The organism is Streptomyces sp. NPDC048481, assembly GCF_043200075.1.
Classification (GTDB): Bacteria; Actinomycetota; Actinomycetes; order Streptomycetales; family Streptomycetaceae; genus Streptomyces.
The window spans coordinates 282,267-298,088 of sequence record NZ_JBICXC010000002.1 but is presented as its reverse complement, the minus strand read 5'-3'; the positions used below and the strand labels follow the sequence as shown (position 1 = coordinate 298,088).

General features: G+C 73.9%; 17 protein-coding genes. 12 read left to right on the top strand and 5 right to left on the bottom strand.

From position 1 onward, the window contains the following. The first annotated feature begins 66 nt into the window (after positions 1-66). Positions 67-1,161 (top strand): bifunctional succinyldiaminopimelate transaminase/glutamate-prephenate aminotransferase, encoded by a 1,095-nt coding sequence (locus ACGFSH_RS07620; protein ID WP_393345944.1) that lies wholly within the window; start codon positions 67-69, stop codon positions 1,159-1,161. Between the two features lie 58 nt (positions 1,162-1,219). After that, positions 1,220-1,513, top strand: coding sequence for a DUF1330 domain-containing protein (locus ACGFSH_RS07615; protein WP_393345942.1), 294 nt, complete (start codon positions 1,220-1,222; stop codon positions 1,511-1,513). Positions 1,514-1,595: 82 nt separating this feature from the next. Here ACGFSH_RS07615 and ACGFSH_RS07610 read toward each other — a convergent pair whose 3' ends face one another. Continuing rightward, complete coding sequence (locus ACGFSH_RS07610; protein WP_393345940.1) at positions 1,596-2,045, bottom strand: ATP-binding protein; 450 nt, start codon at positions 2,043-2,045, stop codon at positions 1,596-1,598. Positions 2,046-2,356: 311 nt separating this feature from the next. Next, positions 2,357-3,313 (bottom strand): heavy metal transporter, encoded by a 957-nt coding sequence (locus ACGFSH_RS07605; protein WP_393346939.1) that lies wholly within the window; start codon positions 3,311-3,313, stop codon positions 2,357-2,359. Positions 3,314-3,470: 157 nt separating this feature from the next. Between ACGFSH_RS07605 and dapE the strand changes: the two genes are divergently transcribed. Together dapE and ACGFSH_RS07595 are read left to right on the top strand one after the other, a co-directional pair. Continuing rightward, positions 3,471-4,550 carry a succinyl-diaminopimelate desuccinylase gene (gene dapE / locus ACGFSH_RS07600; protein ID WP_393345938.1) on the top strand — a complete coding sequence of 360 codons (1,080 nt, stop codon included), beginning with the start codon at positions 3,471-3,473 and terminating at the stop codon, positions 4,548-4,550. A gap of 116 nt (positions 4,551-4,666) precedes the next feature. Then, the gene (locus ACGFSH_RS07595; RefSeq protein WP_393345936.1) at positions 4,667-5,425 is read left to right on the top strand and encodes a TIGR00730 family Rossman fold protein; all 759 of its coding nucleotides are present in this window, start codon (positions 4,667-4,669) and stop codon (positions 5,423-5,425) included. Positions 5,426-5,463: 38 nt separating this feature from the next. On the opposite strand, the gene folP is transcribed toward ACGFSH_RS07595, so the two are convergent. After that, entirely contained in the window at positions 5,464-6,324 is an 861-nt protein-coding gene (folP, locus tag ACGFSH_RS07590) for a dihydropteroate synthase (protein WP_393345934.1), read from the bottom strand. A gap of 124 nt (positions 6,325-6,448) precedes the next feature. On the opposite strand from folP, the gene ACGFSH_RS07585 reads away from it, so the two are divergent. Beyond that, complete coding sequence (locus tag ACGFSH_RS07585; RefSeq protein ID WP_393345932.1) at positions 6,449-6,811, top strand: DivIVA domain-containing protein; 363 nt, start codon at positions 6,449-6,451, stop codon at positions 6,809-6,811. Further along, positions 6,808-7,413, top strand: coding sequence for a DNA-3-methyladenine glycosylase I (locus ACGFSH_RS07580; protein WP_393345931.1), 606 nt, complete (start codon positions 6,808-6,810; stop codon positions 7,411-7,413). The genes ACGFSH_RS07585 and ACGFSH_RS07580 overlap by 4 nt, the downstream gene beginning before the upstream one ends. A gap of 124 nt (positions 7,414-7,537) precedes the next feature. Here ACGFSH_RS07580 and ACGFSH_RS07575 read toward each other — a convergent pair whose 3' ends face one another. Then, positions 7,538-8,329, bottom strand: a complete 792-nt coding sequence (locus ACGFSH_RS07575; RefSeq protein WP_393345929.1) for an enoyl-CoA hydratase/isomerase family protein — start codon at positions 8,327-8,329, stop codon at positions 7,538-7,540. Positions 8,330-8,706: 377 nt separating this feature from the next. Between ACGFSH_RS07575 and ACGFSH_RS07570 the strand changes: the two genes are divergently transcribed. Continuing rightward, positions 8,707-8,874, top strand: coding sequence for a DUF3117 domain-containing protein (locus ACGFSH_RS07570; protein ID WP_003966491.1), 168 nt, complete (start codon positions 8,707-8,709; stop codon positions 8,872-8,874). Between the two features lie 138 nt (positions 8,875-9,012). On the opposite strand, the gene ACGFSH_RS07565 is transcribed toward ACGFSH_RS07570, so the two are convergent. Then, positions 9,013-9,711 (bottom strand): O-methyltransferase, encoded by a 699-nt coding sequence (locus ACGFSH_RS07565; RefSeq protein ID WP_329417334.1) that lies wholly within the window; start codon positions 9,709-9,711, stop codon positions 9,013-9,015. A gap of 163 nt (positions 9,712-9,874) precedes the next feature. Between ACGFSH_RS07565 and sigE the strand changes: the two genes are divergently transcribed. From sigE to ACGFSH_RS07540, 5 genes are all read left to right on the top strand, one after another. Beyond that, on the top strand, positions 9,875-10,660 hold the full coding sequence (gene sigE, locus ACGFSH_RS07560) for an RNA polymerase sigma factor SigE (protein ID WP_393345927.1): 786 nt from the start codon (positions 9,875-9,877) through the stop codon (positions 10,658-10,660). Continuing rightward, a complete protein-coding gene (locus ACGFSH_RS07555) occupies positions 10,657-11,646 on the top strand; it encodes an anti-sigma factor family protein (RefSeq protein ID WP_393345925.1) in 990 nt (329 codons plus the stop codon). Before sigE ends, ACGFSH_RS07555 begins: the two co-directional genes overlap by 4 nt. 731 nt (positions 11,647-12,377) lie before the next feature. Beyond that, on the top strand, positions 12,378-14,144 hold the full coding sequence (locus tag ACGFSH_RS07550; protein WP_393345923.1) for a S1C family serine protease: 1,767 nt from the start codon (positions 12,378-12,380) through the stop codon (positions 14,142-14,144). A 254-nt stretch (positions 14,145-14,398) separates the two neighbouring features. Next, positions 14,399-14,845, top strand: coding sequence for a sec-independent translocase (locus ACGFSH_RS07545; RefSeq protein WP_393345921.1), 447 nt, complete (start codon positions 14,399-14,401; stop codon positions 14,843-14,845). A 179-nt stretch (positions 14,846-15,024) separates the two neighbouring features. Beyond that, complete coding sequence (locus ACGFSH_RS07540) at positions 15,025-15,684, top strand: hypothetical protein (protein ID WP_329413336.1); 660 nt, start codon at positions 15,025-15,027, stop codon at positions 15,682-15,684. Positions 15,685-15,822: the final 138 nt, after the last annotated feature.

Here is a 15,822-nt window from a genome sequence, read left to right as displayed (position 1 = left end):
CTGATCCCGCCCGATCGCCGTACGGGGCCGAGGCGTTTGCCGTCGTACGAAAGTGAGCCAGTCACCGTGTCCTCCGCAGTCTCCGACCGCCTTCCCACGTTTCCCTGGGACAAGCTGGAGCCGTACAAGAAGACGGCCGCCGCGCACCCGGACGGCATCGTCGACCTGTCGGTCGGCACCCCGGTCGACCCGGTTCCCGATCTGATCCAGAAGGCGCTGACCGACGCCGCGGACTCGCCCGGCTACCCGACGGTGTGGGGCACCCCGGCCCTGCGGGACGCGATCACCGGCTGGCTGGAGCGCCGGCTGGGCGCCCGGGAGGTCACCCACCGCCACGTCCTGCCGATCGTCGGCTCCAAGGAGCTGGTGGCCTGGCTGCCGACCCAGCTCGGTCTCGGCCCCGGCGACCGGGTGGCCTTCCCGCGGCTGGCCTACCCGACGTACGAGGTGGGCGCCCGGCTGGCCCGCGCGCAGTACGAGGTCTACGACGACCCCACGACCCTGGACCCGGCCGGCCTCAGGCTGCTCTGGCTGAACTCGCCGTCCAACCCCACCGGCCGGGTCCTGTCCAAGGCGGAACTGACCCGGATCGTCGCCTGGGCGAGGCGGCACGGGGTGCTGGTCGTCTCCGACGAGTGCTACCTGGAGCTGGGCTGGGAGGCCGACCCGGTGTCCGTCCTGCACCCGGACGTCAACGGCGGCTCCTACGACGGCGTCGTCGCGGTCCACTCGCTCTCCAAGCGCTCCAACCTGGCGGGGTACCGCGCGGCCTTCCTGGCGGGCGACCCGGCCGTCCTCGGCCCCCTGCTGGAGATCCGCAAGCACGGCGGGATGATGACGTCGGCGCCCACCCAGGCGGCGGTCGTGGCCGCCCTCGGCGACGACGCCCATGTCCGTGAGCAGCGCGAACGCTACGCGGCCCGCCGTACCCTCCTGCGCGAGGCGCTGCTCTCCCACGGCTTCCGCATCGAGCACAGCGAGGCCAGCCTGTACCTGTGGGCGACGCGGGACGAGTCCTGCTGGACCACGGTCGCCGACCTGGCCGGCCGGGGCATCCTGGTGGCCCCCGGCGACTTCTACGGCGAGGCGGGCGAGCGCTTCGTGCGCGTGGCCCTCACGGCGACGGACGAGCGGGTGCGCGCCGCGGTGGGACGCCTGTAGCCGGTACCGACGACGGCGCCCGCACCGCCGCGGCGCCCGTCCCCATTCTGGAGGTTGTATGCCCAAGGCCTACTGGGTCAGCGTCTACCGCACCGTTTCCGACCCCGAGAAGCTGGCCGCCTACGGCGAGCTGGCCCGCCAGGCCATTCAGCCCTGGGGCGGCCGGACCTTCGTCCGCGGCGGCCGGGTCGCGGCGTACGACGCCGGGATCGCCGAGCGCACGGTCCTGGTCGAGTTCGACAGCTTCGAGCAGGCCGTAGCGGCCCGGGAGAGCGCGGCCTACCAGGAGGCGCTGGCCGCCCTCGCCGACGGCGTCGAGCGTGACTTCCGCATCGTCGAGGGCCTCGACTGACCGGCCGCCGCGGCGCGCCGATCGGCCGGAGCCCCCTTCCGCGGGCTCCGGCCGCATGCCGACGCGCTCCGAGCGGCAGGCCTTAGCCGAGCGGCAGGCTCTTCACCGGCAGGGTCTGCGCGCCGGGCAGTCCGCCCTTGGTGAGGGAGTCGGTCGGCAGTCCGCCCTTCGTGGCGGTCGACGCGGTGTCCCCGAGGAGGCCCCCGGCGGACCCCGCCGCCTCGCCGGCCGTCTTCTGCGCCACCGGAGCCGCCTGCTTCACGGCCTTGCCGCCGGTCGTGGCCGCGGCCGGCAGCGCCTGCTCGACCGTCTTGCCGCCGGTCTCACCCGCGAGCCCGGTGACCTGGTGCGCCGCGCCGTCGACCGTGTGGGAGACGTTCGCCCCGTCCAGGGCGGTCAGCCCGCCGAGGTTCGGGGCGGCGGGCAGGCTCGGGGCGGCGCCGGCGGAGCCGGCCGCACCGACCCCGGCGGCCGCTCCCGCAGCGACGAGCAGCGCGGCACGGGCGATCCGACGGGTCAGGGGGAGGGACATGATGCTCCTTCGACGGAGAGAACAAGGACTGTCTGTGACTGCTGTGACTGTCTGTCTGTCCGGGCCCGGACGCAGTGACTACCGCTCGAAGCCCCCGAAGGTTGCGCACGGCCGACGTAAAGAGTTGGCAATGCGTCGCATTATCGGCTGGGGTGGAAAACGGGCAAAAACCGCCCGATCTGAAAGTCCGGCAAACCGGTGCGGCCCTTTGTCCTCAAGGGATCACCGGCCCGCGAGGGTGACGGCGCGAAAACCTGAACACCCGGCCGGGACGCCGCCCCTCACACGACCCGGACGGGTGAAGACCCGTACTACTGCTCGGTGACGATCCGCACGCCGTCCGCGCCGCCGCCCGCCGCCGCGCCCCCGGCGGCCTCCGCGCTGGTGGAACCGGTCGACCGCCACCGGCTGTCGCTGTGGCCGGACACCCACTCGCGGCCCGCGTACACGACGCGCTCGATGCGCAGCGCCGAGGCGTTGGCCACCGCCCAGTGCGCCAGCTGCCAGCCGCGCTCGCCGGCACCGCGCCCGCCGGTGGCGGCGTCCTCGGACACGGGCAGCGTCAGCGTCCGCCCGGAGCTCCGGGCGACGGGCGGCCCGGCGGCGGCCTGCGAGGCCTTCCCCGCGCCGCCGGAGGTCTTCGAGCCGGTCTTCGAGCCGGTCCCCGCGCCCTCGCGCGCCCCGCCCCGCCCGAAGTCGCGGGTCAGCGCCGCCCGCACCGCCGCCGGGCCGGTGCTCGCCGTGGCCCGCGAACGGCCGTCGCAGGTCAGCGTCGCCGCCGACGTCCCGGTCAGCGCGGCGGCCAGCAGCACCGCGTCCCGCTCGTGCTTGGCGTAGGCCTCCGGGTAGCCGCTGCGCTGCACGCGCTGCGCGGCCACCGTCAGCGGCAGCTCGGTGTAGTCGTCGACCTTGGCGAGGTGCTCGTAGAAGATGTCCGCCGCGTACGCCGGGTCCGTGACCTGCCGCGCGGTGCCCCAGCCCTGCGAGGGCCGCTGCTGGAACAGGCCGAGCGAGTCCCGGTCGCCGTGCGCGAGGTTGCGCAGCCCCGACTCCTGGATGGCCGTCGCGAGGGCGATCGCCACGGCCCGCTCCGGCATGGCCCGGTCGGTGCCGACGGCGGCGATCGTGGCCGCGTTCACCGCCTGCTCCGGCGTGAACTCGTACGTCGCCCCGTCGGCGCCGCCGGAGACGACCCGGCAGCCGGGATCTCCCGTCCCGCCGGAGACGTACTGGACCACGGCATAACCCGCGACGGCGGACAGGACCACGCAGGCCGCCCCGAAACGGACGAGGCGGCCGCGGCGTTTGGGGGAAGGCGACGGCTGCGGCACGCCTACAAGGTACTGGAGAGTACGGAGGAGCAGGAGGGGTGTGCGCACGGGTGGTGAAGAGGGGGCGCCCGACCGGCGCGTTAGGGTCGACGCCATGGCCGACACCCCGCTTGACCTCACCCTGGACGCCGCCGCGCTCACCGCGCGGCTCGTCGACTTCCGCTCGGAGAGCGGCGACGAGAAGCCGCTCGCGGACGCGATCGAGACCGCCCTGCGCGCGCTGCCCCACCTGACGGTGGACCGCCTCGGCAACAACGTCGTCGCCCGCACGCAGCTCGGCCGCGCCGAACGCGTCGTCCTGGCCGGCCACATCGACACCGTGCCGATCGCCGGCAACGTCCCGTCGCGGCTGGACGAGGACGGGGTGCTGTGGGGCTGCGGCACCTGTGACATGAAGTCGGGGGTGGCGGTCCAGCTGCGCGTCGCGGCGACCGTCCCGGCGCCCAACCGCGACCTGACCTTCGTCTTCTACGACAACGAGGAGGTCGCCGCCGACCTCAACGGCCTCAAGCACGTCGCCGAGGCCCGCCCCGAGTGGCTGGCCGGCGACTTCGCGGTGCTCCTCGAACCCTCCGACGGCCAGGTCGAGGGCGGCTGCCAGGGCACCCTACGGGTCCTGCTGAAGACCAGGGGCGAGCGGGCCCACTCCGCACGCGGCTGGATGGGCTCCAACGCGATCCACGCGGCCGCCCCGATCCTGGCCCGTCTGGCCGCCTACGAGCCCCGCCACCCGGTCATCGACGGCCTGGAGTACCGCGAGGGCCTCAACGCGGTCGGTGTCACCGGCGGAGTGGCCGGCAACGTCATCCCCGACGAGTGCGTCGTCACCGTCAACTTCCGCTACGCGCCGGACCGCAGCGAGGAGGAGGCCGTCGCCCACGTCCGCGAGGTCTTCGCCGGCTGCCCGGTGGCGGAGTTCGTCGTCGACGACCACAGCCCCGCCGCCCTGCCCGGCCTCTCCCACCCGGCGGCGGCCGCCTTCATCGAGGCGGTCGGCGGCACGCCGCTGCCCAAGTACGGCTGGACGGACGTCAGCCGCTTCTCCGCGCTGGGCGTGCCCGCGGTCAACTACGGCCCCGGCAACCCGCACTTGGCGCACAAGCGGGACGAACGCGTGGAGACGGCCAAGATCCTGGCCGGCGAGGAGCGGCTGCGGGCCTGGCTCACCGCCTGAGCCCGACCGGGCGGGCCGGGCCGGCGGCGGTGCACGGCGGACACGCCGACGTCCCCCGCCGGTAACCCGCGTGGATCTACGCTGAGGTGGATCGAACGAAGCGGAGGGAGTTCACCATGCCTACAGGGAACCCCGAGGGAAAGAAGCAGCCACCGGACGAGCAGCGCCTGGGGCCCGTCCTGCGACGGCGCGACCAGGTGCAGGCCAGCACGACCGACCAGCGGCTGCTGGACGAGCGGGCTCCCTCGGACTGGGTGCACACCGACCCCTGGCGAGTGCTGCGGATCCAGTCGGAGTTCATCGAGGGGTTCGGCACACTCGCCGAACTCCCCCCGGCGATCAGCGTGTTCGGCTCCGCCCGCACACCCGTCGGCTCCCCGGAGTACGAGGCGGGCGTACGCCTGGGCGGCGCCCTCGTGGACGCGGGCTGGGCCGTCATCACCGGCGGCGGACCGGGCGCCATGGAGGCGGCCAACAAGGGCGCGAGCGAGGCGGGCGGCACGTCCGTCGGCCTGGGCATCGAGCTGCCCTTCGAGCAGGGGCTCAACCCCTACGTCGACATCGGCCTCAACTTCCGCTACTTCTTCGTCCGCAAGATGATGTTCGTGAAGTACGCGCAGGGCTTCGTCGTCCTGCCCGGCGGACTCGGCACCCTGGACGAGCTGTTCGAGGCCCTCACCCTCGTCCAGACCCAGAAGGTCACCCGCTTCCCCATCGTCCTGTTCGGCACGGAGTACTGGGGCGGCCTGATCGACTGGCTCAAGAACACCCTGATCGCCCAGGGCAAGGCGGCGGAGAAGGACCTCCTCCTCTTCCACGTCACCGACGACGTGGACGAGGCGGTGGCCCTGGTCTCCAAGGAAGCGGCCCGCTAGACGCGGCGCGTACGGCGCGTACGGGCCTGCCGTACGGCCTACGCGAGCCCCCGGCGGGCGACCGCCGGGGGCCGGTGGCCCGCGATCGACGCGACCATGTCGAGCACCTGCCGCGTCTCCGCCACCTCGTGCACCCGGTACACCTGCGCCCCGAGCCACGCGGACACCGCGGTCGTGGCCAGCGTGCCGGTCAGGCGCTCCTTCACCGGCCGGTCCAGCGTCTCGCCGACGAAGTCCTTGTTGGACAGGGACACCAGCACCGGCCACCCCGTCTCCACCATCTCCCCGAGCCGCCGCGTCGCCTCCAGGCTGTGCCGGGTGTTCTTGCCGAAGTCGTGCCCCGGATCGATCAGGATCGACTCCCGCGGCACCCCCAGCCCCGCGGCCCGCTCCGCCAGCCCCACGGTCACCCGCAGGATGTCGGCCATGACGTCGTCGTACGCCGCCCGGTGCGGCCGTGTCCGCGGCTGCGCGCCGCCCGCGTGCGTGCACACCAGACCGGCCCCGTGGCGCGCCGCGACCTCCGCGAGCCGTGGATCCACCCCGCCCCACGCGTCGTTCAGCAGGTCGGCGCCCGCCTCGCAGACCGCCTCGCCGACCTCGGCCCGCCAGGTGTCCACGCTGATGACCACGTCCGGGAACCGCCGCCGCACCTCCGCCACGAAGCCGACGGTGCGCCGCGCCTCCTCGTCCGCCGTCACCTCTTCGCCCGGACCGGCCTTCACCCCGCCGACGTCGACGACCGCCGCGCCCTCCGCCACCGCCTGCTCCACGCGCGCGAGGGCCGGCTCGTCCCGGAAGGTCGCGCCCTGGTCGTAGAAGGAGTCCGGGGTCCGGTTCACGATCGCCATGATCACCGGCTCGTGCGCGCCGAATTCACGCCTGCCCAGCCTGAGCATCCCCTGTGACCTCTCCTCGTACGTCCTGCACATCCGCCGCCTGCGACCCTAACCGCCGTACCCGCATGGCACGATCGGACCCGCACACATCCGCTCCGAGCACACCGAGTGTGGAGACCCACCGATGGTTATGTTCCTGTTCCTGGTCGTCGCGCTCGCCGTCGTGGTCGCCGCGGTGACACTCGCCGTGGTGGGCGGCGGCGAGGGCGCCGGCCCGCTGCCGGAGGCCGTCCCCGAGCGACTGCACGACCCGCTGCCCCCGGACCGCCCGCTCGACCGCTCCGACGTCGACCTCCTGCGCTTCCCGCTGAGCGTCCGCGGGTACCGCATGGCCGACGTCGACGACGCCCTGAACCGGCTCGCCGCGGAACTCGCCGAGCGCGACGCGCGCATCGCCGACCTGGAGTCGGCCCTGGCCGGCGCGCAGACCCCGGCCGCCGAGCCCCACGTCTCCATGGAGAAGCAGACCCCCGAGGACCAGCAGTGAGCGACGGCGCCGCCCTCGCCGGGGCGGACGGCGCGCTGCGCTGCCCCTGGGCCCTGTCCACCCCGGACTACGTGACCTACCACGACGAGGAGTGGGGCCGCCCGGTCCACGGCGACGACGCCCTCTTCGAACGCCTCAGCCTGGAGGCCTTCCAGTCGGGCCTGTCATGGATCACGATCCTGCGCCGCCGCGAAGGCTTCCGCGCCGCGTTCGCCGGCTTCGAGATCGCCTCGGTCGCCCGTTTCACCGACGAGGACCGCGCCCGCCTCCTGGCCGACCCCGGCATCATCCGCAACCGGGCGAAGGTCGACGCCACGCTCGCCAACGCGCGCGTGCTCGCCGAGTGGGCGCCGGGCGACCTGGACGAGCTCATCTGGTCCCACGCCCCCGACCGGGCAGGCCGGCCCGCGCCGAAGACCCTGGCCGACGTCCCCGCCGTCACGGACGAGTCGACGGCCCTGTCCAAGGCGCTCAAGAAGCGGGGCCTGCGCTTCGTCGGACCGACGACGGCGTACGCGCTGATGCAGGCATGCGGCCTGGTCAACGACCACCTGGCGGCATGCGCCCGCCGGAACGCCCTCCGAACCCCTCTGAACCCCTGAGAGGGCGGACGGCCGAGCCACCGCCCCTCCGCTCCCCTCACCCCGCCCGCCGTGCGCACACCCACACACGCGCCGTGCCGCGCGCAGTCCGGACTGCGCGCGGCGGCCGCGGTGGCGGCCGGGCTCAGCGGCCCAGATACCTCGGGGTCTCCTTCTGGACGAACGCCCGCACCGCGATCGCGTGGTCCTCGGAGGCTCCCGCCCGCGTCTGAAGCTCGTCCTCCTTGTCCAGCGTCTCGGAGAGGCTGTGCGCCGATCCGTACGCCACGGCCTCCTTGATCGCCGCGTACGCCACCGTCGGCCCCGCGGCGAGCGCCCGGGCCACCTTCTCCGCCTCTGCGCGCAGCGCGTCCGCCGGCACGACCCGGTTGGCGATGCCCAGCTCGTACGCCTCCTGCGCCTTGATGCTGCGCGGGAAAAGCAGCAGGTCGGTGGCGCGGCCAGGACCGATCACCCGGGGCAGCGTCCACGAGACGCCCGAGTCGGCGGTGAGCGCGACCCCCGCGAACGAGGTGTTGAAGGACGCCGTCTCGGACACGACGCGGTAGTCCGCGGCCAGCGCGAAGCCGAAGCCGGCGCCCGCGGCCACCCCGTTCACCGCGGCGACCACCGGCTTCGGCGCCTCCGTCAGCGCCCGCACGATCGGGTTGTAGTGCTCCGAGACCGTGCTCATGACCTGCTTCGACCCCTCGGCCAGCAGCCCGATGTGCTCCTTCAGGTCCTGCCCCACGCAGAACGCGCGCTCACCGGCGGCGGTCAGCAGCACGGCCCGTACGGCGTCGTCGGCCGCGGCGGCCCGCACCGCGTCCCGGAGGGCGACCTTGGTCGCGACGTCCAGCGCGTTCATCGCCTCGGGGCGGTTCAGCGTGATCGTCGCGAGCCCGTCACTCACCTCGTAGAGCACGGTGTCGACCATGGCGTTTCCCCTCCGTGTCGCGTCCGGGACGCCCTACTGGCCGGTACGTCCCCTGTACGGGACAGCATGGCGGAGATCACCACCCGGGGACCGGACCCGACGTGTGACCTGCGTCAAAGAATTCAGGACGGATTCCGGCGCCCGGAAGCGTGTGCGGCGGCGCAGTATCGCAGCCACATCGCCGAATTGAGTGGTTTTGCTCGCGCGCGTTGCCCAAGCGATGCCGACCGATGTTGGTCATCGGGTCCTGAGATGCGGGATAATGGCCTGGAAGCAATGTGTTCGATGCCGGTGCCGCGGGTCCCACGCTGGACCGCGGCTGCCCTCCACGGGCCGTCGGCTTTGGCGATGAGCTGGTTTCAGGAAGGGGAACGAGCATGGCGGCCATGAAGCCGCGAACGGGTGATGGCCCGCTCGAGGTGACCAAGGAGGGGCGGGGCATCGTCATGCGCGTTCCGCTCGAAGGCGGCGGGCGGCTCGTCGTCGAGCTGACCCCTGACGAGGCCGACGCGCTCGGCGACGCCCTGAAGAAGGTCGTCGGCTGACGCGAAGCGACCCTGCACCGTCGATCGCTCCGGCGTCCCTCTGGGCGCCGGGGCGGTTGTCTTTTCCGGCGGTTCTGCGGGTCCACGGCGGCCGTGCGGCCCGAAAGGACCAACGCCGGCGCCCGACCTCTCAGCGCCTCAGCGCTTGACCGCGCACAGGAGCCCGTCGCCCACCGGCAGCAGCGACGTCACCAGCTCCTGGCTCTCGCGCACCGCCCGCAGCAGCTCCCGGATGCGTATGACCTCCGTGGGCTGCGGCCCCGAGTCCACCGTGCGGCCGTTGGCGAAGACGCCCTCGAAGACGACCAGCCCGCCCGGACGCAGCAGGCGCAACGATTCAGCGAGGTACTCCAGCAGCTCCAGCCGGTCGCCGTCGCAGAAGACCAGGTCGTAGCCGGAGTCCGCGAGACGGGGCAGCACGTCCAGCGCGCGGCCGGGGATGAAGCGGGCCCGGTTGCTGGCGAACCCGCAGGCGCGGAACGCCTGCCGGGCGAACTGCTGGTGCTCCGGCTCCGGGTCCACGGTCGTCAGGACGCCGTCCGGGCGCATTCCGTGCAGCAGGTGGATCCCGGAGACGCCGGTGCCGGTGCCGATCTCGGCGACCGCCTTCGCGTCCACGGTGGCGGCGAGCATCCGCAGCGCGGCGCCCGTGCTGGGCGACACCGAGCGCAGCCCTGCCTCACGGGCCCGGTCGCGGGCCCAGCGCAGCGCTTCGTCCTCGGCGGCATAGGCGTCGGCGAACGCCCAGCTTGCCTGCCGGTTGCCGGTAATGACCCTCTCCTGTCCCCGTGGTTGCCTGGGCGTGACTGTATCCGTTGGCGCCGGGAACCCGCAGATGGGACCGGGCGTTTGAAGGGGTGGGAACGACTACGGGGGGACACGGTTGGATCACGACGTGGGACAGGGCGCCGAGCAAGTGCTGACGCAGCCGCATGAGCCGTGTCAGCCCACATCAATTTCTCGTAAAACCGCTTATCCGGAGCTAACGGGCGAGGTGGCTATGGTAGGGGCTCCACTGGACACCACCAATGCCGACAGGGGAGGTGCGGCCGCGCCTGTGGATCGGGGAGGAGTGCTGCGGCGCTTTCTCGGATCGGCAGTCAGGCCGAAATCCGTGAACGACACCGCTGCTGACCCCAGCCACTCCGCCGGCATCGCCGTCGGCCCAGCCCAGACCGCGACCTTCACCACTGACGCGGACGGGCAGGCGTGGACTCCGCCCACGTGGGAGGAGATCGTCAGCATGCACAGCGGCCGGGTCTACCGGCTCGCCTACCGGCTGACCGGCAACCAGCACGACGCCGAGGACCTCACCCAGGAGGTCTTCGTCCGCGTCTTCCGCTCCCTGTCGACGTACACGCCGGGCACCTTCGAGGGCTGGCTGCACCGCATCACGACCAACCTCTTCCTGGACATGGTCCGCCGCAAGCAGCGCATCCGCTTCGACGCGCTCGGCGACGACGCGGCCGAGCGGCTGCCCAGCAAGGAGCCCACCCCGCAGCAGGTCTTCAACGACGCCCACTTCGACGCGGACGTCCAGCAGGCCCTGGACACCCTCGCGCCCGAGTTCCGCGCCGCGGTCGTGCTGTGCGACATCGAGGGGCTCTCCTACGAGGAGATCGCCGCGACCCTCGGCGTCAAGCTCGGCACGGTCCGCTCGCGCATCCACCGCGGCCGTTCCCAGCTGCGCAAGGCCCTCGCACACCGTGCGCCCGAGGCCCGCGCCGGACGTCGCTCCTTCGTGCCCCGGGTGCCCGCACTGGGAGGAGGGGGCGCGACCGCGTGAGTGGATCCCGACACGACGCAGCCGAGCGGCTCCTCGCGGAGCAGCACCTCGGCGACCGGCTCTCGGCCCTGGTGGACGGCGAGCTCGGTCACGACACCCGCGAGCGCGTGCTCGCCCACGTGGCGACCTGCGCGAAGTGCAAAACAGAGGTCGACGCGCAGCGCCGGCTGAAGAACGTCTTCGCCGAGGTCTCCCCGCCGACCCCCTCCGAAAGCTTCCTCGCCCGCCTTCAGGGCCTCCCCGCCGGAGGTGACTCCGACGGCCGTGGCACGCCGCTGGGCGGGGCAGGCTTCGCCGACTCGGTCTTCGGAACGAGGGGCACGAGACGGGACGAGCCGTTCGAGTTCGGCTATGTGCCGGCCCGGGACCACGGCTCCGTCCTCTCGCCCGCCTCGGACCGCGGCTTCCGCATCCACCCCGTCGGCCGCGCAGGCGACCGGCACGACACCGAGCGGTCGCGGGGCATGCGCTTCGCGTTCGTCGCCGCCGGCGCGGTGTCGCTGGCCGCGATCGCGCTGGGCGGCATGACCGGCGTCGCCCCCGTCGACACGACCGCGGACGGCCGGGCCGGTTCCGGCTCGGGCAGCAATGTGCTCCCGGCACGCACCCAGGGCACGGGCTCCGTGACCGCGGAGAACCAACGCCGCCGGGCCGCGGGTCCCCTGCTCTCCCAGGGCGGACAACTCGGCGGCACCCCGACCGCACCGACCGAGGTGTCAGCGCCGCTGCTGCCGGGGATGCCCGTCCAGCCCGGCGGCCCGGTCGAACAGGCCCTGCACCGGTTGACCACGCCCATGGTCGCCGGGGCCGCGGTGATGTCCCCGCTGATACGTCCCCTCGGCACGAACTCGCCGGTGTCGCTGAGCGCCTGGAGCGGCAGCGGCCCCAAGTTCGCCGGTCCCGGTCTGCTCGCCGCTCCCGTCCCTCTCACCACGTCCGCTCCCAGCCCCTCTTCTGCCCTCCCTCAGGGGCGGCACACCCGCTGACCGTGCCCTGCGCCGCGCCCGGCGAACCTGGTTGAATCGCGGTGGACCGCGTCCTGCCAGGCTGCCGGGCGCGACGGCGAATCACGCCGGGCAGGGCCGGGGGAGTGCCACCGGTTCGCGCCGCGGTCGGCTCGACTGGGGGAGAGAGCGTGGACGAGGGGAAGCCCACGAGGGCGAAGTGGTGGAGCCTGCCCCGGCAGCAGCCGTCACCGGCACGGCGCAGCCCCGAGGACCAGGGTCAGGACCCGGGTCGGGACCGGGATCGGGATCGGGATCGGGCCGACAGCACCCTGAGCGAGCTCTTCGGCCCGGAGCACGGCCGGACCGACGGCGACTTCGAACTCCCCCGCCCGAACAGCGCCCCGCGCGACACCGGCGTGCCTGAAGCCCCGGCCGGCGCCGCGCCGGAACCGGAGCCGACGACTGCGTCACCCTCCGCAGCCCCCGCGTCCACCCCCACTCCGCCCGCCTCCGGCGACGGCGGCGGGAGCGGGCGAACCGGGGAGGGCGGGGAGAGCGGGAGCGACGGTGACTACGAACTGCGCCGTCCGGCGACCGCCCCCGAGCCGGACGCCGACCCGTCCCCGGAGCGAACCCCCACCTCCCCGGCCCGCGATCCCCGCGATTCCCAGGATCCGCGCGACCCCTTGAACGCGGTCGCAGGCGAGGGCGGAGGCGAAGGCGCGGGCGAAGACGCGGGCGCAGGTGCAGACGAAACCGCGGGTGCAGACGTGGGGGAGCGGCGGGACGGGCCGTTGCACGATCCGGACCCGTACAGCACGCCGCCGTACGGGGAGCCCGGCCCCTGGGCGCCCGCACCCCCGGTGCAGCACCCGGCGGTCGCGCCCCTGCCCGTCGCACCGCCGCCCGGGGACGGGTCCCGGGCCCCCCGAGTCGCCGCACCGGCCCACGTCGCCCCGGCCCACGCCGTACCGCCCCACGTGGCCCAGGCCCACGCCGCCCCGCCCCACGCCGCCCCGGCCCACGTCGCCCCGGCCCACGCCGCCCCGCCCCACGCCGCACCGGCCCACGTCGCCCCGGCCCACGCCGTACCGCCCCACGTGGCCCGGCATCCCGCGGGCCCGGAGACGCAGCCGGGGCCCCTGCTCCCCGCGCCTTCCCCCACCCTCGCGCCCGACCCCGCGCTCCCCTCCTCGCCCGCCGCCCCCGCGCCCTCCACTTCGCCCGCGCTCCCTTCCTCGTCCTCCACGCCCGTCGCTCCGCCGGCCTCGGCGGTGCCGGCTGTCGCCGGGTCTCCCGCTCCGCGTGCCGCCGGCCCCGCCCCCGCGGACCCCTGGCGGCGTTACGACCCCTGGTCGGCGACGCCGTTCGGCGGTTCCGGCAGGGCGGGGTCCGCAGGCGATGCGTCCGGCGGGGAGCGAGAGCGGCGCCGGCAGGTGCGCAGGAGGCTGGTCGGCGGCGCGCTGGCCGTGGCCCTCGTCTCCGGCGGGCTGGGCGGAGCCGTCGGCGCCTACCTGGAGCGCAACGGCGGACTGCGCCCGATCCGGCTGCCGCAGGCGTCCGCGGATCCCGGACGGTCCGCCGAGGGGGTGGCCGGGATCGCCGCGCGCGCCCTGCCCGGCGTGGTCACCCTGCACGTCAGCGGCGGCGGCCGGTCGGGCACGGGCACGGGCTTCGTCCTCGACTCCCTCGGCTACATCCTCACCAACAACCACGTCGTCGAGTCCGCGAAGGGCGGCGGCGGGATATCCGTCGTCTTCGAGGGCGGGAAGACCATCGAGGCGGAGGTCGTCGGCCGGGACAGCGGCTACGACCTCGCCGTGGTGCGGGTGACCGGGGTGAAGGGCCTCAGGCCGCTCTACCTCGGCAACTCCGACGACGTCCGGGTCGGCGATCCCGTCGTCGCCATCGGCGCGCCCTTCGACCTGGAGGGCACCGTCACCTCCGGCATCATCAGCGCCAGGGAGCGGCCCGTCGTCGCCGGAGGCGGCAGCGGCGACGCGAGCGACGTCTCGTACGTGGACGCCCTCCAGACCGACGCGCCGATCAATCCCGGCAACTCCGGCGGCCCCCTTCTCGACGCCCGGGGCTGGGTCATCGGCGTCAACTCCGCCATCCGGTCCGGCTCCGACGGCGCCGACGGGACCGACGCCCAGGGCGGGTCGATCGGACTGGGGTTCGCCATCCCGATCAACCAGGGCAAACGCGTGGCCGAGGAGCTGATCAACACCGGCCGGGCGACGCACCCGGTCATCGGGGTGAGCCTCGACATGGACTACGCCGGGGACGGCGCGCGCGTCAGTGCCACGGGCGCCGACGGGAACGCGCCGGTGACACCCGGCGGGCCGGGCGACCGGGCCGGGATCAGGGCCGGCGACGTCATCACCGGGGTCGACGGCCGACGCGTCCACACGGGCGGGGAGCTGATCGTCAGGACCCGCGCCCACCGCCCCGGCGACCGCCTGGAGCTGACGGTGGAGCGTGCGGGGCGGGAGCGCACGCTCACCCTGGTCCTCGGGTCGTCCGGCGGCGACTGAGACGGCTGCGGGGCCCGCCGGCTCCGCCCCTGTCGCGCGGACCGCCGCGTACGTCACAGGGCGGACCGTGAAATCCGGCGCCGGCAGGCAAACAACGCGGAAAACCGGCCGGGTACACCCACACGGAGGCCTCGGGGCAGTACCGGTCGGACAGGTGCGGCAGGTACCGTGGGACCGGCCCGGGCCGCCGAGGACCCGAACTCGACCGCTGAGGGCCGAGGGCCGTGGGCCGCGGACATCGCAAGGAGCTTCAGGTGTTCAATGACATAGGACCGCTCGAGCTGGTGACGATCATCGTCCTGGCCGTGCTCGTCTTCGGTCCGGACAAGCTCCCCAAGGTGATCCAGGACGTGATGCGCACCGTCCGGAAGATCCGCGAGTTCTCGGAGAGCGCCAAGGCGGACATCCGCAGCGAACTCGGCCCGGAGTTCAAGGACTTCGAGTTCGAGGACCTCAACCCCAAGACGTTCATCCGCAAGCAGCTGGACAACGACGAGCTGGGGCTGAAGGAGATCCGCAACGGCTTCGACCTGAAGAAGGAGATGGCCGAGGTCACGGACGCCGTCCACAGCCGCGACACGGACACCCCCGCGGCTTCGGGATCCTCGGGCGCGTCGGGCGGCGCGCGCGTCGACATGACGAAGCGTCCCGAGGAGCCGGGCGGGGACGACCGTCCGCCCTTCGACGCGGACGCCACCTGAGCCACCTGGGCTGTCCGGCGTCCCCCGATGTGAGGGGGCGCACGCTCCACGCGCCGGGTGGATTCCCGGCAGCCCGGAGCGGGGTGGCTATGCTGCCTGGTTGTTGTGCGGAGCGGACGAGTACGCCCGAAGGGGGGCGGGCCGGTCGCTCCGTCGAGAACGAGGAGGCGTCCGGGCACATGGAGACGACGAGTCGGGCAGTCGCGCAGACGCCGGCCGCGGAGGACGGACAGCAGGTCCCCTCCGCGCGGCGCACGGTCGACGGCTACCTGGAGGCACCCTTCCCCTGGTACGGCCTCGACGAGGCCTTCACCGGGCCGCGCTGGCTGATGCAGGTGGGCACAGCCGCTGACGGGGCCGTCGAGCACGGTTCCATCGGGCACGGCGACGAGCCCTCCGTGCGGCACGAGACGGCCGGCGAGGACCGCGGGAAGTTCGCGGTCGTCGTGACCGTCGCCGCGAACCCCGTACGGCGCAGCGCGGACGGCACCGGTCTGCTGGAGGCGACGTCCGTGTCGTCGGCGGCCTGGCTCGCCGGGGTGGGCCTGCTGTCCTTCACCTGGCCCGGCCAGATGGACCACAGCCTGCGCGACGACTGGCTGGACCAGCAGACCGAGACGGCGTGGGTCCTCGCCGACGACCTCGACGGCCCGGACTGGTCGACGCTGTCCCTGCCGGTCGACGGCGTGCCGACGCCGTTCCACTACCGCGAGTCCGAGTTCGGCTGGGTGCTGGCCGGCTCGACCTCGCAGGGGGTGCACGTGGGCGCGTACGGACGGGGCATGAGCGCGTACGGTCTCGGCTTCGCCATGGTCAAGGACATCGAGACGTACGCCTGACCGGCCGCACACCCGGCCCTGACGACAGTGGGGGGGCGGGCGGGGCCCGGCCGGGCCCCCCCCGCCGGCGGGGGGGGGGGGGGGGCCGGGGCGGGGGCGGCGACGAGTACAAGGGCAATTGGAACGCCCCAACCCCCC